The organism is Chloroflexota bacterium (genome assembly GCA_020850535.1).
GTDB lineage: Bacteria > Chloroflexota > UBA6077 > UBA6077 > JACCZL01 > JADZEM01.
Window position 1 is genome coordinate 1 of the sequence record JADZEM010000225.1, and the last position, 22,168, is coordinate 22,168.

At 68.4% G+C, this 22,168-nt stretch carries 19 protein-coding genes; 8 read left to right on the forward strand and 11 right to left on the reverse strand.

Going from position 1 to position 22,168, the window contains the following annotated elements; all coding sequences use genetic code 11:
- The first annotated feature begins 231 nt into the window (after positions 1 to 231).
- On the forward strand, positions 232 to 2,883 hold the full coding sequence (clpB, locus tag IT306_31395) for an ATP-dependent chaperone ClpB (GenBank protein MCC7372960.1): 2,652 nt from the start codon (positions 232 to 234) through the stop codon (positions 2,881 to 2,883).
- 70 nt (positions 2,884 to 2,953) lie between these two features.
- On the opposite strand, the gene IT306_31400 is transcribed toward clpB, so the two are convergent.
- The 4 genes from IT306_31400 to IT306_31415 all read right to left on the reverse strand — a co-directional run bounded on the left by IT306_31400 (position 2,954) and on the right by IT306_31415 (position 6,630).
- Entirely contained in the window at positions 2,954 to 3,619 is a 666-nt protein-coding gene (locus IT306_31400; protein MCC7372961.1) for a DUF4276 family protein, read from the reverse strand.
- Entirely contained in the window at positions 3,619 to 5,115 is a 1,497-nt protein-coding gene (locus tag IT306_31405) for an AAA family ATPase (GenBank protein MCC7372962.1), read from the reverse strand. The genes IT306_31400 and IT306_31405 overlap by 1 nt, the downstream gene beginning before the upstream one ends.
- Before the next feature lie 419 nt (positions 5,116 to 5,534).
- Positions 5,535 to 6,065 (reverse strand): chromate transporter, encoded by a 531-nt coding sequence (locus tag IT306_31410; protein ID MCC7372963.1) that lies wholly within the window; start codon positions 6,063 to 6,065, stop codon positions 5,535 to 5,537.
- Complete coding sequence (locus IT306_31415; GenBank protein ID MCC7372964.1) at positions 6,058 to 6,630, reverse strand: chromate transporter; 573 nt, start codon at positions 6,628 to 6,630, stop codon at positions 6,058 to 6,060. The genes IT306_31410 and IT306_31415 overlap by 8 nt, the downstream gene beginning before the upstream one ends.
- Before the next feature lie 95 nt (positions 6,631 to 6,725).
- On the opposite strand from IT306_31415, the gene IT306_31420 reads away from it, so the two are divergent.
- Positions 6,726 to 7,568: a class I SAM-dependent methyltransferase gene (locus IT306_31420; GenBank protein ID MCC7372965.1), complete on the forward strand. Its 843-nt coding sequence runs from the start codon at positions 6,726 to 6,728 to the stop codon at positions 7,566 to 7,568.
- A gap of 122 nt (positions 7,569 to 7,690) precedes the next feature.
- Positions 7,691 to 8,236 carry a VOC family protein gene (locus IT306_31425; GenBank protein ID MCC7372966.1) on the forward strand — a complete coding sequence of 182 codons (546 nt, stop codon included), beginning with the start codon at positions 7,691 to 7,693 and terminating at the stop codon, positions 8,234 to 8,236.
- A 402-nt stretch (positions 8,237 to 8,638) separates the two neighbouring features.
- On the opposite strand, the gene IT306_31430 is transcribed toward IT306_31425, so the two are convergent.
- Genes IT306_31430 through IT306_31450 form a run of 5 tightly spaced genes read right to left on the reverse strand, consistent with a single transcriptional unit; the run spans position 8,639 to position 12,967 of the window.
- Positions 8,639 to 8,875, reverse strand: a complete 237-nt coding sequence (locus IT306_31430) for a YezD family protein (GenBank protein ID MCC7372967.1) — start codon at positions 8,873 to 8,875, stop codon at positions 8,639 to 8,641.
- Positions 8,875 to 10,095 carry a sulfate ABC transporter ATP-binding protein gene (locus IT306_31435; GenBank protein MCC7372968.1) on the reverse strand — a complete coding sequence of 407 codons (1,221 nt, stop codon included), beginning with the start codon at positions 10,093 to 10,095 and terminating at the stop codon, positions 8,875 to 8,877. The genes IT306_31430 and IT306_31435 overlap by 1 nt, the downstream gene beginning before the upstream one ends.
- Before the next feature lie 26 nt (positions 10,096 to 10,121).
- On the reverse strand, positions 10,122 to 11,048 hold the full coding sequence (gene cysW, locus IT306_31440; GenBank protein ID MCC7372969.1) for a sulfate ABC transporter permease subunit CysW: 927 nt from the start codon (positions 11,046 to 11,048) through the stop codon (positions 10,122 to 10,124).
- Entirely contained in the window at positions 11,048 to 11,875 is an 828-nt protein-coding gene (gene cysT / locus IT306_31445; protein ID MCC7372970.1) for a sulfate ABC transporter permease subunit CysT, read from the reverse strand. The genes cysW and cysT overlap by 1 nt, the downstream gene beginning before the upstream one ends.
- Before the next feature lie 3 nt (positions 11,876 to 11,878).
- Positions 11,879 to 12,967, reverse strand: coding sequence for a sulfate ABC transporter substrate-binding protein (locus IT306_31450; protein MCC7372971.1), 1,089 nt, complete (start codon positions 12,965 to 12,967; stop codon positions 11,879 to 11,881).
- A 430-nt stretch (positions 12,968 to 13,397) separates the two neighbouring features.
- Between IT306_31450 and IT306_31455 the strand changes: the two genes are divergently transcribed.
- From IT306_31455 to IT306_31465, 3 genes are all read left to right on the forward strand, one after another.
- Complete coding sequence (locus IT306_31455) at positions 13,398 to 15,191, forward strand: hypothetical protein (protein ID MCC7372972.1); 1,794 nt, start codon at positions 13,398 to 13,400, stop codon at positions 15,189 to 15,191.
- A gap of 114 nt (positions 15,192 to 15,305) precedes the next feature.
- The gene (locus IT306_31460; protein ID MCC7372973.1) at positions 15,306 to 17,177 is read left to right on the forward strand and encodes an ABC transporter ATP-binding protein; all 1,872 of its coding nucleotides are present in this window, start codon (positions 15,306 to 15,308) and stop codon (positions 17,175 to 17,177) included.
- 144 nt (positions 17,178 to 17,321) lie between these two features.
- Positions 17,322 to 17,918 (forward strand): DNA starvation/stationary phase protection protein, encoded by a 597-nt coding sequence (locus IT306_31465; GenBank protein ID MCC7372974.1) that lies wholly within the window; start codon positions 17,322 to 17,324, stop codon positions 17,916 to 17,918.
- Between the two features lie 98 nt (positions 17,919 to 18,016).
- On the opposite strand, the gene IT306_31470 is transcribed toward IT306_31465, so the two are convergent.
- Positions 18,017 to 18,553 (reverse strand): carboxypeptidase regulatory-like domain-containing protein, encoded by a 537-nt coding sequence (locus IT306_31470; protein ID MCC7372975.1) that lies wholly within the window; start codon positions 18,551 to 18,553, stop codon positions 18,017 to 18,019.
- Between the two features lie 10 nt (positions 18,554 to 18,563).
- A complete protein-coding gene (locus IT306_31475; GenBank protein MCC7372976.1) occupies positions 18,564 to 18,926 on the reverse strand; it encodes a carboxypeptidase regulatory-like domain-containing protein in 363 nt (120 codons plus the stop codon).
- A 742-nt stretch (positions 18,927 to 19,668) separates the two neighbouring features.
- Between IT306_31475 and IT306_31480 the strand changes: the two genes are divergently transcribed.
- Both IT306_31480 and IT306_31485 read left to right on the forward strand, forming a co-directional pair.
- A complete protein-coding gene (locus IT306_31480) occupies positions 19,669 to 20,754 on the forward strand; it encodes an amidohydrolase family protein (GenBank protein MCC7372977.1) in 1,086 nt (361 codons plus the stop codon).
- A gap of 98 nt (positions 20,755 to 20,852) precedes the next feature.
- The gene (locus IT306_31485; protein ID MCC7372978.1) at positions 20,853 to 21,980 is read left to right on the forward strand and encodes a Gfo/Idh/MocA family oxidoreductase; all 1,128 of its coding nucleotides are present in this window, start codon (positions 20,853 to 20,855) and stop codon (positions 21,978 to 21,980) included.
- Positions 21,981 to 22,168 lie beyond the last annotated feature (188 nt).

The window sequence follows — 22,168 nt, forward strand, 5'->3', positions numbered from 1 at the left end:
CCACGCCCCACGACCCACGTCCCACGTCCCACGTCCCACGTCCCACGTCCCACGTCCCACGTCCCACGTCCCACGTCCCACGTCCCACGTCCCACATACACAAATCTGACACGATGCTGATGTCCTGCTAACAGGAATCTCTCATCAACCTTGATACACTGGTGTCAAGGTTGATCGTTTAAGATCTGGGCGCTGCGCTTCTGCTCGCTGCTGCTCAGGGGGAGGCTCACTGTGGCATTCAACGCGAAAAAGCTCACGGAGAAGGCCCAGGAAGCAATCGTTTCCGCGCAGCGCCTGGCCGAGGATCGCCAGCACACCCTGCTGGAGCCGGAGCATCTGCTGTCCGCGCTGATCTCGCAGGATGGCGGCGTCGTCCCCGCCGTCCTGGAGAAGATGGCCGTCCAGCCGAGGGCGCTGCTCCAGCAGGTGGACACGGCCATCGGCGCGATGCCGCGCGTCACCTCGCCGACGCAGGTACACGTCTCACAGGCGTTCCTGGCCCTGCTTGAGGCCGCACAGGCCGAGTCCGAGGCGCTCAAGGACGAGTTCACCAGCACCGAGCATTTCCTGCTGGCCCTTGCCGACGATAGGTCAAAGGGCAAGGCCGGGCAACTGCTGCGCGCCGCTGGCGTCACCCGCGACCGCGTCTTTCAGGCGTTGCAGCAGGTGCGCGGCGGCCAGCGCGTCACCTCCCAGAACCCGGAGTCCACGTACCAATCGCTGGAGCGCTACGGGCGTGACCTGACCGAGGCGGCCCGCATCGGCAAACTCGATCCGGTCATCGGCCGGGACGAGGAGGTGCGCCGCGTCATCCAGGTGCTCTCGCGCAGGACCAAGAACAACCCGGTCCTGATCGGTGAGCCGGGCGTCGGCAAGACGGCCATCGTCGAGGGGCTGGCGCAGCGCATCGCGCGGGGCGACGTTCCCGAGGGCCTGAAGGAGAAGCGCGTCGTCTCGCTCGACCTGGGCAGCATGGTGGCCGGCGCGAAGTACCGTGGCGAGTTCGAGGAGCGGCTGAAGGCGGTCCTCAAGGAGGTCACCGACGCGGCCGGCCAGATCATCCTGTTCATCGACGAGCTGCACACAGTCGTCGGGGCGGGGGCTGGCGAGGGTGCGATGGACGCCTCGAACATGCTCAAGCCGATGCTCGCGCGCGGCGAATTGCACTGCATCGGCGCGACGACCCTGGACGAGTACCGCAAGCACATCGAGAAGGATCCGGCTCTGGAGCGGCGCTTCCAGCCGGTCCTGGTGGGTGAGCCGACCGTTGAGGACACCATCAGCATTCTGCGCGGCCTCCGCGAGCGCTACGAGCAGCATCACAAGGTCCGCATCAAGGACTCATCGCTGGTGGCGGCGGCGGTGCTCTCCAATCGGTACATCGGCGACCGCTTCCTGCCCGACAAGGCAATTGACCTGGTGGACGAGGCGGCCTCGAAGCTCCGTATGGAGGCCACCAGCATGCCGGCCGAGCTGGACGAGGTCCGCCGACGGGTGATGCAGCTGGAGATCGAGCGGGAAGGGCTTCGCAAGGAGCAGGATACGGCCTCGCGCGAGCGGCTGGCGCGGCTCGATCAGGAGCTTGCCGACCTTAAGGAGCAGGCGACCGAGCTGGAGGCGCGCTGGCAGAAGGAGCTGGACGAGCTGAACGCCGTCGGCCAGATCCAGGAGAAGCTGGAGGCCGCGCGCAATCGGATGGAGCAGGCGACGCTCCGTGCCGAGTGGGAGACGGCCGCCCGCCTCAAATACGAGACGACTCAGCTCGAGCAGGATCTGGTCAGGGCGACGGAGACGCTCAAGTCTCGGAGCCAGGACGGCCGGGCGCTGGTCAAGGAGGAGGTTGACGAGCAGGACATCGCCGATGTGGTCAGCCGCTGGACGGGCATCCCGGTCAGCAAGCTGCTGCAGGGCGAGGTCGAGAAGCTGATCCAGATGGAGGCTCGCCTGCAAGAGCGGGTGGTCGGGCAGGATGAGGCGGTCGAAGCCGTCGCGAACGCCGTGCGGGCGGCGCGGGCCGGCCTGCAGGATCCGAATCGGCCGCTCGGGAGCTTCCTGTTCCTCGGCCCGACGGGCGTCGGGAAGACCGAGACGGCCCGCACGCTGGCGGAGTTCCTGTTCGACGACGAGGGCGCGCTGGTCCGCATCGACATGTCGGAGTACCAGGAGAAGCACACCGTCTCACGGTTGATCGGTGCGCCTCCGGGCTACATCGGCTACGACGAGGCCGGGCAGCTGACGGAGGCGGTGCGGCGCAAGCCGTTCTCGGTGGTCCTCTTCGACGAGGTCGAGAAGGCCCATCCCGAGGTGCTGAACGTCCTCTTGCAGCTATTGGACGATGGCCGCTTGACGGACTCGCAGGGACGGGTGGTGGACTTCCGCAACACCATCGTCATCATGACCTCGAACCTGGGCAGCGATGCGTATCAGCTCGGGCAGCGGTTCCGCTCGGAGGGCGGGGTGCCGGTGCTGCAGGCGCCGCCCTCAGACGAGCAGATCCGCGAGCGGGTGATGGAGGCGGTTCGCGAGCACTTCCGGCCTGAGCTGCTGAACCGTATCGACGAAGTGGTGATCTTCCGGTCGCTCGGCATCGAGCAGATCGGGCAGATCGTGGCGATCCAGCTTGGCAGCCTGCGGAAGCGGCTGGCCGAGCGGAAGATGGGGTTGGAGCTGACGCCGGCCGCCAACGAGCTGCTGGCCCGCGAGGGGTACGACCCGGTCTACGGGGCGCGCCCGCTGAAGCGGACGATTCAGAAGCTGATCGTGCAGCCGCTGGCGATGAGCCTGCTGCGCGGCGACTTCCGTGACGGCGACACGATCCTGGCGGACGCGGAGGGCGGCAAGCTGGCGTTCCGCCGCGCCGAGGTGGCCTCGCAGTCGCTGTAAAGCGCGGCGGACAGGGCGTCCGCCGATCGGAGCGCTGCCGTTCTCTGGATGGGAGCGGCGGCGCTCTCGTTCACGCTGGGAGCCGCTCAGGCCAGCCCTGCTCCTGGATGACGCGCTGCACGTCCGCCTCGAAGGACCGAAACGCCGGTAGCTGCCGCAATGGCTCGAACGTCTCGGAAAGGTCCGCCACGTTTCGTGGTCGTATGCGATCGATCTCGCTCCACCGTCGTCGTGGCAAGTTACTCGCGAGACGTAGTGCCTCCCTCAAGGCAGCCTTTGGATCTGGGCATGCCTCGATAGCGCTTTCACGTGGGAGATTCAATCGGACTCTACCGCGAGGGTTCCGCGCTGCGGACCGGATCGCCGCCTCATCGGTGAGAAGCCAGGCTTCCATCTCGCGAATGGGGACGACCGGAATAACAGGCGGGAGGTTCGCCAATTGTTCCTGTGCAGCCTCGATGCTGCTCATTACATCCTGCCTGGACAACCGAGCGCTTGGAGAGTCTGCATCACGATGCACGACCAGGAGGTCGGTCGGATACTGGTTAGCTATCGTGACAACGCGTTCTGTGAGGCCGGCTGCAAAACGGAACGCCGTTGAACTGACGAACTGACCGACGACATCGACATCGGGGAGCAAGCCTAACGATGGACGCTGAAGTACCCACATGATGATCGGAAGAAGTGCGTCGTCGGTTGGCCCCTCACCGAGCAGCGTGAACCGCAGACTTGACATCAGAGAACGGGCGTTGGGTTCAGCATCCGCCGAACATCTGGGTGATCCATGATCCGTTGCTCGGCATCAGGATCGCGCTCGGGATCTGGCTCGGGAAGCGGTCGATAGCCCTCTGGATTCAAGTATCTGAGGAGCGCGCCGAGGGCGAGGCTATCTCTCCCAGGCTCAGGGTCTCTCCAGGTGTTCGCGAGCCCCCTGAATCGGGCGCGTTTGAAGCGGCCACGCTCATCGTGGCTTGGCCACAGCTCGGCCATCACGAGGCTGTCGGCTGGAATCTGCAGTACGACCGATGGCGAGTGCGTGCTGATGATTACCTGCCGAAGCGGGTTGCCCGCTTCAATCGGGAAGCGCGTGTCAACTGCGATGGCCTGGAGCAACTCCAGGAGTGCCGGAATGCGTTCAGGATGGATGCCGTTCTCGATCTCATCGATGCACAAGACTTCGGACTGTTCCTGCGCTTCAAGAATTGCCAGCGCAAGAAACCGTAGGGTTCCATCCGAGAGCGCCCGTGCAGGATGTCGGGTGCCGTCACGGTGCTTTACGAATAGGGTCAATTCTTCCCGCGTGTCGTCGTGCTCGACCTCGACATCAAGGATCTCGCCGAGCAGGGTGTACAAACGGTTCGCCACCGATGTGTAGACGGCAGCCTCGGCCTCCTCCGGATCTCGGCCATCCGTTGGCGGCGTATGTGCCACTCGGTAGAGGGCTGCTGCCAGGTGGGCGCCGTCGCTACCAAGGATTGGGGGTGACTCAAGCGAATCAGGCATCCGCATTGCCGACGGATCCATCTGAATCACACGCCAGGACCGCAGCTCCTGACGTGTCAGTGCAAGTATCGGTTCCAGGGACGCCGCGCCCGATGACAGAACCGTACGTGGCAGGGCCGAAGTCACCGATATGCCAGCTTCATTCGTGGCGCCATTGGTTACACGAGTGCCTTGGATGATTGACGTGCGCTGGCCGTGCCGATAGGAAATGAAGGTCCTGCTCGATTGCGTAGCACTCCGAATGGCTGATTGTCGCCAGATGGGCGCCATGGCAAACCCAGGTTCGTGAGTCGCAGTTGCCATGTCGACCGAGACGAGCTCCTCTCGATTAATCCGAAGAGGCAGCGATGGATCGCTCCGAGAATATCCCTGATAGCCGAGATCAAGGCTGTATCTCATCAGGGTGTCGCCTGTCGTGACGGGTTGACCGAGATCATCGACGCCCTCGGCGGGCACGATCATCTCGGCCTCGAACGACATCTCGTCGACGTACTGGTCGCCGACGCGGTGGAACAGGCTCCGGATGTCCATCGCCCGGTTGCCGCTGCCGCGTACGGCGCGCGCGGCCTCCACCAGCGGCTTTTCGGCCAGCAGCGAGAGGAACCGGATCGCGTCGAGCAGGTTCGACTTGCCAGATCCGTTGACGCCGGCGATGCAGGTGAACGGCCCGAAGCGGACGTCCACATCCACCAGGTTCTTGAAGCCGTTCACCTTCAGTCGGGTCAGCATCGCCGCCTCCGTGGTCCGAGCGCCAGACACCTGCCACCATGATAGTGGCGCATCCAGGATAGTGGCGCATCCGGGCGTCTGCTTCGAGTTCCGCTCCCACGCGAAGAGGCCCCAACCGACTGCTGCCGGCTGGGGCCTCCGTTCGAATCACGCATGAACCGATCGATCTTCCCCCCTGCACCGCGATGGTGCAGAGGGCCTACCTGCCGGCTCGCGTGGTCCCGAAACGTACGCTGCTGGTGGTTCGCATTCCTGCTGACCTCCTTCCTGTACGTCTCACCGCTCCTGTGTGCAGAGCGCGTGCCAGCCCCACGCCCTCCGAGTAGAGACAGGCCCGCGGCGCCGAACCGTGCCGAGTCGGATGCCGCATGCCGCGGCAGCGAGGCCACGGCAGGCACGCTGTGCCAGCGCGACCGAGCCTATCCGCCGAGCGTCCCGGCCAGCGCCGCGACCACCCCGCCGGCCAGGATCACCAGCGCGGGGTGCGGTCGCCAGAACCAGAGCACCACGATGGCCCCGCCGGCAATCGCTCCCGACACCATATCGGTGACGGCCAGCCGCAGGATGCTGTACGTCCCTGCCGCCACCAACCCGAAGGCGAACGCGGCCAGCGCCCGCTGGCAGGTGGCGAGCCACGCCTGCTGCCGCAACTGCTCCCAACTGGCCGTGACCAACGAGGCCATCAGCGTGGACGGCAGGAAGATCGCCACCAGCGAGACGATGGCGCCCGGCGTCCCGGCCACGCCGTAGCCGGCGAACATCACCATCAGCAGCGCCGGCCCTGGTGTGAGCTGCCCCAGCGCAAAGCTGTCCAGGAACCCTTCATGAGTGAGCCAGCCGTGCTCGTCCACGATCTGCCGTTCCAGCTCCGGCAGGACGCCGGTGCTCCCGCCAAACGCCAGCAGCCCCACCCGGAAGAACACCCAGAACAGCAGCAGCAGGTCAGCCACGCCCAGACCGCCGAGCATCGTGGGGCGCGGCGCTGGCCGCGTGGCGTGAGGGCCGCTCCAGCCAGATCGCCAGCCCGATCAGCGGCGGCGCGACGGCGGGCAGGCTCAGCCCGAGCGGCCCGAGCGCCAGAAACCCGAGTCCGCCCACCAGCAGGACCGTGCGGGAGAGGCTGCCACCCCGCAGCTGCCGGAGGAGCGTCACGGCGGTCAGGCCGGCCGCCGCCGCGCCAAGGCCCTTCAACGCCTGCCGCACCAGCGGATCGGAGGCCGCGCCGCCCGCGTACCAGCCGCTCAGGAGCATCATCAGCAGCGCGCCCGGCAGCAGCACCAGCACCAGCCCGATGGGCACGGCGATCCACCCACCCAGCCGGTACGCCGCGAAGATGGTGAAGTTTGTGAAGCTCGGGCCGGGCACCAGGCTGCTCACCGCCGAGCCTTCGAGATACTCGCGCTCCGACATCCAGCGCCGCTTGAGCACCAGCGCATCGTGAAAGTACGAGACCCACCCGCCCAGACTCGTCAGCCCGAGCACGGCGATGGCGGCGAGTAGCTGACGCAGTGGCACGCGTGATGCATGCGACGGCTGCTGATGCTCCATATGGCTCACCCTCCCGGGGGAGAAGCGTAGCAGTGCGTCAGGCTGGCCAGGGAGGTCCGCCGATGCCCCAGCCCGACGAATCGGCCGAGGCCGCGCGTACACGGCAGGCGACGGTGGCCGCCCACTACGACGGCGACTTCTTCGCGTTCGAGGAGCAGCGCCTCACCAGACCCCACCACACCGAGTATGCGATCACCACACGCTACCTGACGCGGTTCATCCAGCCGGGCAGCACCGTCGCCGATATCGGCGTGGGCGTCGGACACTACGCCGCGCTGCTGGCATCACGCGGCTGCCAGATCCACCTCGTCGATATCTCGCGGCGGCTGCTCGACGCGGCGACAGCCCGGCTGACCGACGCTGGACAGGGTGCGGCGATCCTCAGCGCCGCCTGCGCCTCAGTAACGGACCTCGCGCACCTGGAATCGGGCTCCTGTGACGTGGTGCTGCTGCTCGGGCCGCTCTACCATCTGGTGACGCTGCCCGAACGCCAGCAGGCCGTGGCCGAGGCCGCCCGCATCCTCACGGGCGGCGGTCTGATGCTTGCCGCCGGCATCAATCGGCTGGCGTTCCCGCGGGATGCCTTCCAGGATCGGCCGGAGACAGGGCACGCTCGCTACGCCGTGCGCCGCGCCCTGTACGAGTCCGGCCAGTTCGACGCCGACGCGTTCCTGAGCTACTCCCACCTGACGACGGTCGCTGAGTTTCGGGCTCTGTTCGCGGAGCAGTTCACGGAGACAACATTTGTCGGTGTGGAGTCGTTCGTCAGCCCGCATCGCCCGCAGATGGCCCAGCTCTCCGACGAGGACGCGCAGGCGTGGCTCGATCTGGTGGAGCTGACCGGCACCACCATCGAAGGCATCGGCCAGTCCGATCATTTCCTGTACATTGGCCGAAAGTCGTAGCAGTATCGGCTGACGCCGGCATCGTCCGCGGCACGCTCACGCGTCGGACCGCCGGCCTGTCGCCTGTAGTAGCAGTAGCATCCCAGATCTGGCGTGCGTCCCGCCCACGAGGAGCCCGACCGATGATCCGCACCCTCCGCATCTCGCACCCGGCCTTCTTCGGCACGAAGCTCGACGAGACGATCCGCTTCTACACCGAGATTCTCGGCATGGAGATCGTGCTGCGCCAGCCGAACATGGACGACGCCTCGATGGAGCACCTGTTCTTTCACGTTGGCGAGAACAACTTCATCGCCTACTTCCTGACGACGAACGACCAGCCCCACGTCAGGTACGCCCAGGCAAAGCCCGGCATCGGCGGCATGAACCACCTCGCGCTCGACGTGGACGAGGCCAGCTTCGAGGCGGCCCTGGCGCGCCTGGAGGCCGAGGGCATCCCCGTGCGCGGTCCCACGGATCGTGGGTACGAGCGCTCGATCTACTTCAAGGATCCGAACGGCGTCCGGATCGAGCTGCTGGCCTGGCTGACGCCACCACCAGACGACCTGCCACAGGCGGCGATCGTCAAGCGAGCGCAGGAGCTCCGGCAGGCGCGTGGCGCGACGTTCGTGGAGGATGAGGATGTGCGCGCAGCGGTTGCCGCCCTCAGGGCCGAGCGCGCCAACTGACACGTCCTGGGAGCGCGCTCCCGGGAAGCGCTCTCGATCTCCTCAGGTGGGTCATCGATAGGCGCTCGTGGCCTGTCCGTCGTGAACGACCGGGTTGGGCTACTCGACGCTTCCCCCGTCATCCCGAGCAAAGCGACCCATTCAGCAGGCTCAGGGCAAGCCTGACGACCTCCCCCGTCATCCCGAGCGAGGTGAGGCTGCTCCCTCCCTCGTCATCTCGAGCGACGTGAGCTTGCGAACGCAGTCGAGGGATCTTCCTCGTCAGTCGTCCGTCGCCCTGGGAAGATCCCTTCTCTGCTCGTGCCTCGCCGCGGTCGGGATGACGGAGGGGAGGTCGTTTCTCGCCGCTGTCAGGATGACGATGGGCACCGAGCGACCCTGCGATTCACGCCTGCCGAGCCGCTAGGGCGCGCCTCCGCGAGCGGCAAGCCACACCTTGGAGACGGTCTCGACCTGGACCACCCGCCCGTCCTGCACGATCAGCGTGACCGAGCCGAAGCGCAGGCTCGCCAGCGCTGAGCGGACCTCCTGGATCGCCCGGTCGTCGTCCAGCCGCGCAGCGACCTCGGCGGCTCGGGTGGATGGCGGCCGGCGCTCCGGGCCGGCCAGGAGCCTTGACTGTGGGGACGGTGCGGACATCAGGAGCTCCTCTCGAAGACATGAACGTTCCGCGGCAGCACGTACGCCGCGTCGCCAGGGGCCAGCCCGAGCTGTCGGAAGCGCTCGTGGGTCAGCTCGGCCTCGATGCTGGCCCCGTTCACGCGGTTCGCGTGGGCGTGAACCGGGCGGAGCACCAGCCGCACGCGCGGACCCGTCCTGCGAGCCTGCGTCACCCTGACCGGCAACGCCCCAGCCTCCGGCGTGCGGCTGAGGGTCACGTCGTGCGGGCGCACCAGCCCGACCACGGTGGTCACCAGGTCGTTCAGATGGCCACCGTGCGAGTCGTCGGAGCGCGTGCCGTGGCCATTGGCAAGCGTGCCGTGGCCGTTGCCCGGCACCATGTGAGCGTTGGCGGGTGTGCCGTCGCCGTTGCCCGCCGCCATCTGGGCGTTGGCGAGTGTGCCGTCGCCGTTCGTGCCCGGGTCCAGCCCGAGCGCGCCGTCCAGCACCAGCCGCTCGCCCAACCGATGCGCCACCACCTGATTCGCCTCGCCGAAGAAGCGGACCACGAACGGCGAAGCCGGGCGGTCGTACACCTCGTCCGGCGGGCCGGCCTGCTCGACGCGCCCCTCGTTCATCACCACGATCCGGTCGGCGACCTCCAATGCCTCTTCCTGATCGTGGGTGACGATGATGCCGGTCACACCAAGCTCGTCGTGGAGGCGGCGCAGCTCCCCGCGCAATTCCTGGCGCACCCGTGCGTCGAGCGCCCCGAACGGCTCGTCCAGCAGCAGCACACGCGGCTCGATGGCCAGCGCACGGGCCAGGGCGACGCGCTGTCGTTGCCCGCCGGACAGTTGATGCGGATAGCGATCAGCCAGCCCGTCGAGCTGCACCAGCGACAGCAGGTCCAGCACCCGCGTGCGGATCGTCGCCTCGTTTGGGCGGGTGGCGCGCGGGCGGACTCGCAACCCGAACGCCACGTTCTCGAAGGCCGAGAGATGCCGGAAGAGTGCATAGTGTTGGAACACGAACCCCACCCGCCGCTGGCGGATATCCTGGCCGGTGGCATCCTCCCCGAAGAACGAGATCGCGCCCGTGTCTGGCGCGTCCAGCCCCGCGATGATCCGCAGGAGGGTCGTCTTGCCGGAGCCGGACGGCCCCAGCAAGGCCACCAGCTCGCCGCGCGGCACGGTCACGCTGACGCGGTCCAGGGCGGTGAAGCTGCCAAACCGGCGGGTGACGTTCTGCACCAGGATGCCGTCGGTCCCTCCGTCTGCCACGGTCAGGCCTCCGTCCTCGCCGGAGCCCCGGACGCCAGCTCGCGCCGGCTGCGCCACTCGGCCACCTGCTGCACCACCAGGGTCAGCACGGCCAGCAGCACCAGCAGCGACGCCACGGCGAACGCCCCGACGAAGTTGTATTCGTTGTAGAGAATCTCGACGTACAGGGGGACCGTCGTCGTGACCTCGCGGATGCGCCCCGACACCACCGAGACGGCCCCGAACTCGCCCATTGCGCGGGCGTTGCAGAGGATCGCGCCGTAGAGCAGGCCCCAGGTCACGTTCGGCCGGGTCACCCGCCAGAACGTCTGCCAGCCGCCGGCCCCCAGCGAGACGGCCGCCTCCTCGTCGTCGCGCCCCTGGGCCTCCATGACTGGGATCAGCTCGCGGGCCACGAACGGCACGGTGACGAACAGGGTTGCCAGGATGATCCCGAGCGGGGTGAACACGATCTTCCAGCCGTTCGCCTGGAGGAACGGGCCGAACACCCCCTGCGCCCCGAACAGCAGCACGAAGACCATGCCTGAGATGACCGGCGAGACGGCGAACGGCACGTCGATGAGGGTCACCAGCAGCTGCTTGCCGGGGAAATCGAACTTGGTGATGGCCCAGGCCGCCGCCACCCCGAACACGACGTTGAGTGGCACGGCCACGGCGGCTGTCAGCAGCGTCAGGCGGACCGCCGAGAAAACCGCCCGCTGCTCCAGTTGTCCGAGGTAGGCGAAGAGGCCACGCTCGAACGCCTGCGCGAAGACGGCCACCAGCGGCAACACCAGGAAGAGGGCCAGGAAGAGCAGGGCCACGCCGACGAGCGCCCAGCGCACCAGCGGCGGCTCGCCAGTGGCCCGGTTGCGAGGACGCGGGACCACGGCGGCTCGCGCTGGTGGCGGGCTGGCGGGCGCCGGGCTGGCGGGTGCGAGCGTCGCCATCAACTGGCCGTCAGTCTGCGCGCCGTCCAGGCCTGGAGCGCGTTGATCGCCAGCAGCAGCACGAACGACGCCACCAGTAACACCACAGCCACCGCCGACGCCCCGGCGTAGTCGAACTGCTCCAGCCTGGTGATGATGATCAGCGGGGTGATCTCGGTCCGGAGCGGCATGTTGCCGGCGATGAACACGACCGAGCCGTACTCGCCCACGGCCCGCGCGAACGCCAGTGCGATGCCGGTGACGATCGACGGCAGGAGCATCGGCAAGAGCACGCGGCTGAATGTCTGCCAGCGGCTCGCGCCGAGGCTGGCCGCCGCCTCTTCAAGCTCGGCCCCGAGATCGCGGATGACCGGCTGGACTGTCCGCACCACGAACGGCAGCCCGATGAAGATCAGGGCGATGGTCACCCCCAGGGGGGTGAACGCCCCCTTGATCCCCACCAGCCCCAGGACGCGCCCGCCCCAGCCGTTCTCGGCGTAGATCGCCGTCAGGGCGATGCCGGCCACGGCGGTCGGCAGCGCGAACGGCAGATCGACCATCGCATCCACCAGCCGGCGGCCGGGGAACGGGCAGCGGACCAGCACCCAGGCCACCACCACCCCGAAGACGCCGTTCACCAGCGCCGCCACCGCCGACGCGCCGAGACTGAGCTGATACGAGGCCAGCACCCTCGGCGCGGTGGTCGCCGCCAGGAACCCGTCCCAGCTCAGCGTGGCGGCCTTCAGGAAGAGCGCGGCCAGCGGGATCAGCACCAGCAGGCTCAGGTAGGTGAGGCTGAAGCCGAGCGTCGGGCCGAACCCGGGGATGACGCCGTGCCTGCGTGCCACCGGCTACCGCCCCGGCTGGTAGATCTGGTCGAAGATGCCGCCATCTGCGAAGTGCTCGCTCTGCGCCTTCGCCCAGCCGCCGAACGGCTCGTCGATGGTGACCAACTCGATCTTCGGGAAGGCGCTGGCGTACTTCGCGGCCACCGATGCCAACCGTGGACGGTAGTAGCGCCTCGCGGCGATCTCCTGGCCGTCCTCGGTGTAGAGGTGGCGCAGGTACGCCTCGGCCAGGGGACGCGTGCCGCGCTTCTCCACGACCTTGTCGATGACGGCCACCGGCGGCTCGGCCAGGATGCTGAACGCCGGCGCCACGATCTCGAACCTGTCCTTGCCAAGCTCGTCGATGGCCAGGTGCGCCTCGTTCTCCCAGGCCAGCAGCACGTCGCCGATCCCTCGCTGCACGAAGGTGGTGGTCGAGCCGCGTGCGCCGGTGTCCAGGACCGGGACGTTCTTGAACAGCTCGGCGACGAACTGCTTCGCCTTCTCGTCATTGCCGCCGGGCTGCTTGAGCGCCCAGGCCCAGGCCGCCAGGTGGTTCCAGCGCGCGCCGCCCGAGGTCTTCGGATTCGGGGTGATGACCTGGACGCCGGGCTTGACGAGGTCGTCCCAGGTGGTGATCCCCTTCGGGTTGCCGGCCCGGACCAGGAAGACGATGGTCGAGGTGTACGGCGTCGAGTTGTCGGGCAGGCGCGTCTGCCAGTCCTTCGCCAGCACGTCCGATTTCGCGGCGATCTCGTCGATGTCGTAGGCGAGGGCCAGCGTGACGACGTCGGCCTCCAGCCCGTCGATGACGGTGCGGGCCTGCGCCCCCGAGCCGCCATGCGACTGCTTGACCGAGACGGTCTGACCGGCCGCACCCTGCCAGTACGTCGCGAAGGCGGCGTTGAAGTCGGCGTACAGCTCGCGGGTCGGGTCGTAGGAGACGTTGAGGATCTCGACCAGGCCGCCACCGGCGACCGGCTTCGCCGCGGGGGCTGCCGCAGCCGCAACCGTGGGCTTCGGAGCCTCGGCCGGCTTCGCGGGTGCAGTGGGTGCAGCCGGCGCGGACGCACAGCCAGCCAGCAGCGAGACCGTGCCAGCCGCCGAGAGCATCGTCAAGAAGTCGCGGCGTCGCCAGCGGGCCGCGCGAGCCTGTCCCAGAAACACAGATCCTCCACCGGGCTCGGCGCGTGAGTGATCGGAGCCGCCGGCCACGTCCGTGGCTGCCAGCAATGCAGAGAGGCCGGGCGAGGACGCCATCCTCGCCCGGCCTCCAGGTGACTGGTCAGCCTGACCGACAAGCGCCCGGCGAGCGCCGCACGCCCCGCCCGGAAACTCGACTCACTCGGTCAACAGGCTGGAGAATACGCCACTTGCCCGACCTTTGTCAATGGATACTATCGGATCAGGACTATGCATCGGGGCGTTTGGCCGCGGCGGAGGGGCTCCCGCCCGTCGATGGCGGGTGCGGTCGGCTATCCTACCGGCACCGGCGACGTTGCCGGCTCTGTCCGACACACGCACCCTCTCAGGGAGTGGATCGATGCCTTCAACGTCGCGCCGCGCCTTCTTACAGCTCCTGACTGCCGGCTCGGGTGTAGCCCTGCTGGCCGCCTGTGGCCAGTCTGCTCCGGCCGCGCCGACGGCCAAGCCGGCCGCCGCCAGCCCCACGGCGGCCGGGCCGGTCGCCACGGCTGCCCTGCCGGCTACGTCGTCGTCGCCGGCCGTCGGGGCCTCGCCGGCTGCCGCTGCATCTCCGGCCGTCGCGGCCTCGCCGGCTGCCGCTGCATCTCCGGCCGTCGCGGCCTCGCCGGCTGCCGCTGCATCTCCGGCCGTCGCGGCCTCGCCGGCGGCCTCCCCGGCCGCGTCACCAGCCGCCGCCGCTGCCGCGGCGCCGGCCTCGGGCGGTGTGCGCCGGCCGCTGACCATCGCCCTCTCGCTGCCGCCGCAGAGCCTCGACCCGAGCCTCTACGTCCCCTTCGAGAACAACAGCATCGTCGCCCACTTCTGCGAGCCGCTCGTCTCGCGGGATCCGCAGCTGCGGCTCCAGCCGCACCTCGCCGAGTCGTACAACCGCGTCAACGACACGACCTGGCAGTTCAAGCTCCGCCCGAACGTCACGTTCCACAACGGCGAGCCGCTGAACGCCGACGCCGTGAAGTACAGCATCGAGCGGACCCTCGCCAACGACAAGGCCCCGATGCGGGCGAACATCAGCGCCATTGACCATGTGGACGTGGTCGATCCGCTGACGGCGAACATCGTCACGAAGGGAGCGTACCCGCTGCTGCCGGCCTCCATCGTTGGCTGGGGCGCGCTGATCGTCCCGCCGAAGTACGCCGCTGACCCGTCCGGCCCGATGGCCACCAAACCGGTCGGCACCGGCCCGTATAAGTTCGTCGAGTGGATCAAGGATGACCGCGTCGTGATGGAGGCGAACGAGGCGTACTGGCGCACGCCGCCGGCCATCAAGCAGGTGATCTTCCGGACCATTCCCGAGGCGGCCACCCGCCTCGCCGAGTTGAAGACGGGCGGCGTCGATCTGGCGGTTGGGGTGCCGCCCTCGGAGATCGCTGGCCTCGACGCCGGCGCGGACACGAAGTCGCTCCAGGTGACCAGCGTCCAGATGATGCGCATCGCCCCCTATCCGGACAAGGGCGGCCCGCTGGCAAACGTCCAGGTCCGGCAGGCGATGAACTACGCCGTCGACTGGGACGCCATCGTCAAGACGATCCTGGGCGGCCTGGGCAAGCGCGACTCGATCGTCGCGCCGCCGGAGGCGTTCGGCTCGGACACCTCGATCGCGCCGTACCCGTACGATCCGGCCAGGGCGAGGGCGCTGCTGGCCGAGGGCGGCTTCGGCAGCGGCTTCAGCACCTCGATCACCTACCGGCAGGGCCAGTTCCGGGGCGACGAGATCTCCCAGGCCGTGGCTGGCTTCCTGGGCGCGGTGGGCGTCAAGACCGAGGTCAAGCAGGTGGAGGCTGGCGTCTTCGCCGAGCTGCAGCGCTCGCGCGGGTTCGAGCTGGTGCTCGGCACCTGGGGCGGCAACGGCATGTTCGACGCCGATCAGTACTTCGTGCCGATGTTCCGCACCGGCCAGATCAACGCGGCCTGCCCCGATCCGGACCTCGACGCGATCATCGACAAGGCCCGGGTGACGTTGGAGCCGGGGCCGCGCGCCGCCCTCTACAAGGACGCGCTGACGCTGGCCCATGCGAAGGCGCTCAACATCTTTGGACCGCAGCTCTACACCCTGTTCGGCGCGCGGAAGAACCTGAACTGGATCGCGCGGTCAGACGAGCTGGTGCACGCCTACGAGATGTCGCTCGGCTGAGGCTCGGACAGCCAGTTTCGGCCCGGGTGCTGCCGAATCTGGAACACTTGTCCTAACAGATGCGCGCGGGAGCGCTGCCGCGCGCGTCTGAAGCCACGGGAGTACGCCGGCCGCATGGACATGAGCACCTGGATGGCTCTCGAAAGCGCGATGCAGGGCGATCAGCCGCATCGTGGCATCGACCGCAAGACCCTCTGGCGGATCTGGGCTTTCGCGCGGCCCCACCGTCTGGCACTTGGCTGGTTCCTGCTGCTCGCCGTCGTCTCGTCGGTCATCACGGTCGTGACCCCGATCCTGGCCGGACGCGTGGTAGACACCATCGTCGGGCGGGGCGCGGCGAGCACCGTCATCTGGTTGGCGCTGCTGATCGCCGTCCTGGCCTTGCTGGAGGCTGGTGTCGGGCTGGCGATCCGCTGGATGTCCGCGCGCGTCGGCGAGGGGTTGATCCTCGACCTGCGACGTGCCGTCTTCGAGCACGTCCAGCAGATGCCGATTGCGTTCTTCACCCGTACCCGGACCGGCGCGCTGGTCAGCCGGCTGAACACGGACGTGATCGGCGCGCAGCGGGCCTTCTCGATGACGCTCTCCAGCGTCGTGAGCAACGCCATCGCGCTGATCCTCACCCTGGTGGTGATGCTGCAGTTGTCCTGGCAGGTCACGCTGCTGGCGCTGGCATTGCTGCCGGTCTTCGTGATCCCGGCTCGGCGGATGGGCACGCGGATCGCCAGCCTGGAGCGTGAGGCCGCCTCCCACAACGCCGCCATGACCAGCCAGATGACGGAGCGGTTCTCGGCCCCGGGCGCGACGCTCGTCAAGCTGTACGGCCGGCCGGAGGAGGAGGCTGCCGAGTTCGGGCAACGCGCCAGCCGCGTCCGCGACATCGGCGTGCAGACGGCGATGGTCCAGTGGGTGTTCATCACGGCGCTGACGCTGGTCTCGGCGCTGGCGCTGGCGCTGGTCTACGGGCTGGGCGGCTACCTCGCCCTGGAAGGCCAGCTGGATGCCGGCAGCGTGGTGACGCTGGCGCTGCTGCTGACGCGGCTCTACGCCCCGCTGACGGCCCTGGCGAGCGCGCGGGTGGACGTGATGTCGGCGCTGGTCAGCTTCGAGCGGGTCTTCGAGGTGCTGGACATCGTGCCGCTGATCCAGGAGAAGCCGACCCCGGCCTCGGTTCCGGATGGCCCGGCTGCCGTGGAGTTCGACGATGTCACGTTCAGCTACCCGGCCGCCGACAAGGTCTCGCTGGCCTCGCTGGAGGAGGTGGCGAGCCTGGACACGCGTGGCGGCGTCGAGGTGCTGCACGGCGTCTCGTTCCGCGCCGAGCCGGGCCAGCTGGTGGCACTGGTCGGCTCGTCCGGGGCTGGCAAGTCGACGATCGCCTCGCTGCTGCCGCGCCTGTACGACGTGGACGCCGGCGCGGTCCGGCTGGGTGGCGTGGACGTCCGCGAGCTGTCGTTTCCCTCGATCCGCCAGACGCTGGGGCTGGTGACGCAGGACGGCCACCTCTTCCACGATACCGTCCGTGCCAACCTGCGCTTCGCCCGCCCGGACGCGCTCGACTCCGAGCTGTGGGACGCCCTGACCCGGGCGCGGCTGGCCGACCTGGTGCGGAGCCTCCCGGACGGTCTGGATACGGTGATCGGGGAGCGAGGCTACCGGCTCTCGGGCGGCGAGCGGCAGCGGCTGACCATCGCCCGGCTGCTGCTGGCGCGGCCCCGCGTGGTGATTCTGGACGAGGCGACGGCCCACCTGGACTCGGTCTCCGAGGCGGCGGTCCAGGAAGCGATTGTCGAGGCGTTGGCTGGCCGCACGGCGCTGGTGATCGCGCACCGCCTGTCCACCATCCGCGCCGCCGACCTGATCCTGGTCATCGAAGATGGGCGGGTCGTCGAGCGGGGCCAGCACACCGACTTGCTGGCGGCCGGCGGACGCTACGCCGAGCTGTACCGGACGCAGTTCTCGGAGGGGCTTGCGGAGCGGCGATAGGATCTGGCGTGACGACCGCCTGCCTCGCGTCTTCCGCGCCGTGCTTCCGCGCTATGCCCTGGCACGCTGTCTGCATCTCCCCCGGGCAACGGGCCGCTCGCTCCCGAGCAGGGCGGCTCCAGCATCGCAGAGGAGACAGGACGCATGGCAGTCAGCAGCCCGCGCTCGCAAACCAGCGCCAATGGGAAGGCCTCGCCGATTCTTCACCAGCGCGGCAAGGAGCTTCAGAAGTACGGCACCCTGCGAAACATCCCGCTGGGCCTGGCGGACAAGGCCCGTGCCCAGAATGTCGAGACGCTCAACCAGATCCTGGCCGACACGATCACCCTGCGCGATCTCTACCAGAAGCACCACTGGCAGGCGGCTGGCCCGACCTTCTACCAGCTGCATCTGCTGTTCGAGAAGCACTACAACGAGTTGAACGAGATCGTGGATCAACTGGCCGAGCGCATCCAGACGCTCGGCGGCATCAGCCTCGCGATGGCGGCGGACATCGCCGAGACGACGACGGTGCCGCGCCCGCCGCGCGGGTCCGAGCCGCCGCCGGTCCAGATCTCGCGGCTGCTGGAGGCCCACGAGATCGTCATCAAGGAGACGCGCGACGGCGCGAAGCAGGCCGACGAGAACGGCGACGACGGCACCAACGATCTGCTGGTCAGCTCAGTGGTCCGCACCAACGAGCTGCAGGTCTGGTTCCTGTCCGAGCACTTGGTGGACACGGACCTGGTGCACGCCGAGTAGGCAGTAGGCCGAGCATGCCGACGGGCGGCCCCACGTCGGAGCCGCCCGTCGATGGTATCCGCGCTTCAAGTACGGCCTACGGCCCGCTGCCTACTCGCTCAGCCGAGGGCGATGGGCGGAGTGGTCAGGACCGCGCCGTCCACCGCGATGCGCAGCGCGTACGCGCCGTGCATCAGCGGCGGCAGCCGGAAGCCCCCCGCGCCATCGGTGGCGGTGGCTGCTGATGGCCCGTGGACGTCCAGATGGACACGTGCTCCTGGAAGGGGCAGGCCGGCGTACAGCACCTGCCCGGCCAGATCGTAGACCTGCGTCTGGCGGTTGGTCGCCACCCGTAGGAGAATCTCGTACTCATCCGCCTCGAACATCAGGCGACGGCTGCCCTCCTGCACCAGCGGCCGAACGCCCGACTCGCGCACCGCCGTGTGCAGCCCGCTGTCGCCGGTATCGTACGCGAGCAAGACTGGCTGACTGGGAGCGCTCCAGTCAGCCGCCGACCGCGCAGTGGTGAACGCGGCGGCCTCCGATGGCTGGCTCTCGTCGGCGTCGAGCCAGGCATCAAGCCCCGCGGTATGTCCCGCATCGGCCCGCCGGGCGACGCTCGCCGCGTGGCCGGGCACGATCTGGTGACGGCTCATTCCGGTGTCCTTACTCGATGTCGATGGGCGCCACGCTCAGCACGCCGGCCGGGGTGTCGATCTCCAGGCTGTACGCCCCGCGCGGGAGCGCGCCCATCTGAAACTCGCCGTCCTCGTCGGTCTCTTCGCTGATCTTCCTGGCTGGCCCCATCAGGCTCACGGCCGCACCTTCGAGCGGCATGCCCTCATCCAGCACCTGCCCTGCGAGCTTCAGCCGATCCGGCTGCCGGTCCTGAGCGATCTGGAGCACCAGCTCCGTCTCGTCAGCGGCGTACAACACCCGCCGCGCTCGCTGAACGACGGCCCGCACACCCGAGCTGAGCGGCTGTGACTTGGTGTCGTACACCAGGCTTGCCTCGATCCGATCCGCCATGCAATGCCTCCGTACCGTGCCCCACACGCAAGCGTGCGATTGCGCCCCGATGATTTCTACTTCTCTAGTCCGCGGTCCCTCCCCGATTCGTACATTTTCGTCGGAGAGTTCTACAAATCCTCATCCCTGCAACAATTCCAACGCGGACCCGCTGACCTGGGTGACGCCCTCGGGGCGGGGCCGTGGGCCGTGGGGCGTGGGCCGTGGGGCGTGGGTCGTGGGCCGTGGGCCGTGGGCCGTGGGCCGTGGGTCGTGGAAGCATGCTGCCTGACATGCTCCGCACGCTCGTAGCAAGCACGCAACTCACCATGTCATCCTGAGCGCAGCGAAGGACCTCACCCGCTGACCGTCAACCCTCGCGTCACCCGCCGACCGTCATCGTGCGCCCCACCCGCTGACCGTCACCGACCGTTGCCGTGTCATCCTGAATGCAGCGAGCCTGCGAGCGCAATGAAGGACCTCACCCGCTGACCGTCAACCTCGCGTCAGCGGGTGAGGTCCTTCGCTGCGCTCAGGATGACAACTGGAACTCGCATCGTTGCATCATTGCTGTCGATTCATGGCGCGCGGCAGCCTGTATGCTTCCACGATCCACGATCCACGATCCACGATCCACGATCCACGATCCACGATCCACGATCCACGATCCACGAGGAGTCTTCCTGTGTCCTCCTCTGCCGCCGCCAACATCGCTCAGCTCATCGACACGCTGCCTCTGCTCGACGATCACTGCCACGGCGTCATGCAGCAGCCGCTCTCCGACCTTCAGCTGCAGACCCTGATGAACGAGGGCGGCAACCCGATCCCTCCTGGCACGAGCCGCTGGGATACCCCCGTCGGGCTGGCCGTGCGCCGCCACTGCGCTCCGGTGCTCGGTCTGGAGCCGTTCGCGGACCCGGCCGAGTACCTCGCGCGGCGGGGCCAGCTCGGGCCGGCCGAGGTCAACCGCCGGTTACTCGCGGCGGCCGGCCTGGGCGGCCAGATCATCGACACCGGCTACCGCTCGGACGATATCGCCAGCCCGACCGAGATGTCCGAGATCGTCGGCGTGCCCACCTGGGAGATCGTGCGGTTGGAGCGGGTGGCCGAGGACGCGGCGGCCAGCGGCGTCACGGCGGAGGGCTACCCGCGGGCGTTCCGCGACACCCTGGCTGCGCGGGCGGCGTCGGCGGTCGGGTTCAAGTCGGTGCTGGCCTACCGGGGCGGCTTCGCCGTCGATGCGGCCCCGCCCAGCGACGCCGAGGTGACGGCCGCCGCCGGCCGGTGGCTCGCGGCTGCCGGCGCTGGCGGCGCATCGGCCCGCGTGACCGATCCGGTCCTGCTCCGGTTCGGCATCTGGGCCGCGGCCGAGGTCGGGCGGGCGCGCGGCCTGCCGATCCAGTTCCACGTCGGCTACGGCGACACCGATCTGACCCTGCATCAGTCGAACCCGTCGCTCCTCAGCGAGCTGATCCGCCGACTCGGGACGCTCGGCACGGGCGTGGTGCTGCTCCACTGCTACCCGTACCACCGCGAGGCGGCCTACCTCGCGGACGCCTTCCCGAACGTCGTGTTCGATCTGGGGCTGGCGCTCTCGTTCACGGGGGCCAGCGCCGGGCGCGTCCTGGCCGATGCGATGGAGCTGGCGCCGTTCACGAAGCACCTCTACAGCTCGGACGGGTTCGGGGCGGCCGAATTGCACTATCTGGGCGCGCGCCACTTCCGGGACGGGCTGGCACGAGTGCTCGGCGGCTGGATCGACGACGGCGCCTGCACCCTTCGTGAGGCTGAGCGGATCGCCCGGCTGATCGCCTCGGAGAACGCGCGCCGGGTCTACCCGCTCGGCTGACTGGCGCGCACGTTGCCGGCTGACGTACCGTCTTCCGAGATCCATTCCACGACGTTACGGGGTCCGACGCCGTGTGTCGGACCTGGGGAGGAACCACCGTGAGTGACAGGATCGGCGCAGCCGTGCTCGGCCTGGGCGTTGGCCGGATGCACGCGCAGGCGTACCACCAGCTGGAGACGGCTGACCTCGTGGCCGTCTGCGATGGGCAGCGGGATCGGCTGGATCCGGTGGCCGAGGAGTACGGCTGCCGCGCCTACACCGACCTTGACGAGATGCTGGCCGACAAGAACGTCCAGCTGATCTCCGTCGCCACGCCGCACAAGAGCCACGCCGCCCTCGCCATCCGCTGCATGCGAGCCGGCAAGCACGTCATCGTCGAGAAGCCGCTGACCGTCGATCTGGCCGAAGCCGACGAGATGCTCAAGGTCAGCAACGAGACCGGCATGACGCTCGGGTCCGTCTTCCAGCGACGTTACTGGCCGGCCGCCATGAAGGTCAAGGACACCATTGACGCCGGCAAGATCGGTCGGCCGATCATGGGCATCGCGCAGGTCAGCTTTCCGCGCTCGAAGGTCTACTACGACCGTGATCCGTGGCGCGGCAGCTGGGAGCATGAGGGCGGCGGCGTCCTGACGAACCAGGGCATCCACACCATCGACATGTTCCAGTGGTTCATGGGCGGCGATCCGGTGGAAGTGATCGGCCGCTGGGCCAACCAGACCCACCCGTACGTCGATATCGAGGACTCGGCGGCTGCCGTCATCCGCTTCAAGAGTGGTGCGCTGGGCGTGCTCTCCGGCACCACCTCGGCCAGCTGGTCGCACATGTCGATCGTCATTCACGGCGCGCAGGGGCACTCGGTGGGCGTCATGGAGGAGCCAGAGGGCGCCGTTGGCTACAACCACGTCTGGAACATCCCCGGCGAGGAAGGCACCGTCGAGAAGTCGCTGGCTGAGCATATCGAGCGCGGCGAGTACATGTTCCGGATCGACAACCGCCCGACGGGCCTGGGCGGCACCTGGACCACGGCGTACCAGTACAAGGAGCCGGGCGTGCCGAACTACCATGCCCGCCAGATCGCCGACCTTGTGGACTCCATTCGGGCTGGCCGCCGGCCGCTCGTGGACGGCTACGAGGGCAAGAAGTCCGTGGCGATCCTGCAGGCCGTCTACGAGTCGAACCGGACGGGCCAGCCGATCCAGTTGACGGGCCTCAACCCAGAGTAGACGCGCTCGGCCAGAGGAAGGCCCTCACCCCCGAGGAAGGCCCTCACCCCCGAGGAAGGCCCTCACCCCCGAGGAAGGCCCTCACCCCCGACCCCTCTCCCTGTGCGCGGGAGAGGGGAGACATGTCAGTGCCGGGTATACCATGACCAATGTGTTCTGGTGTGGGCGACCAGCCGTCAATATCTTGC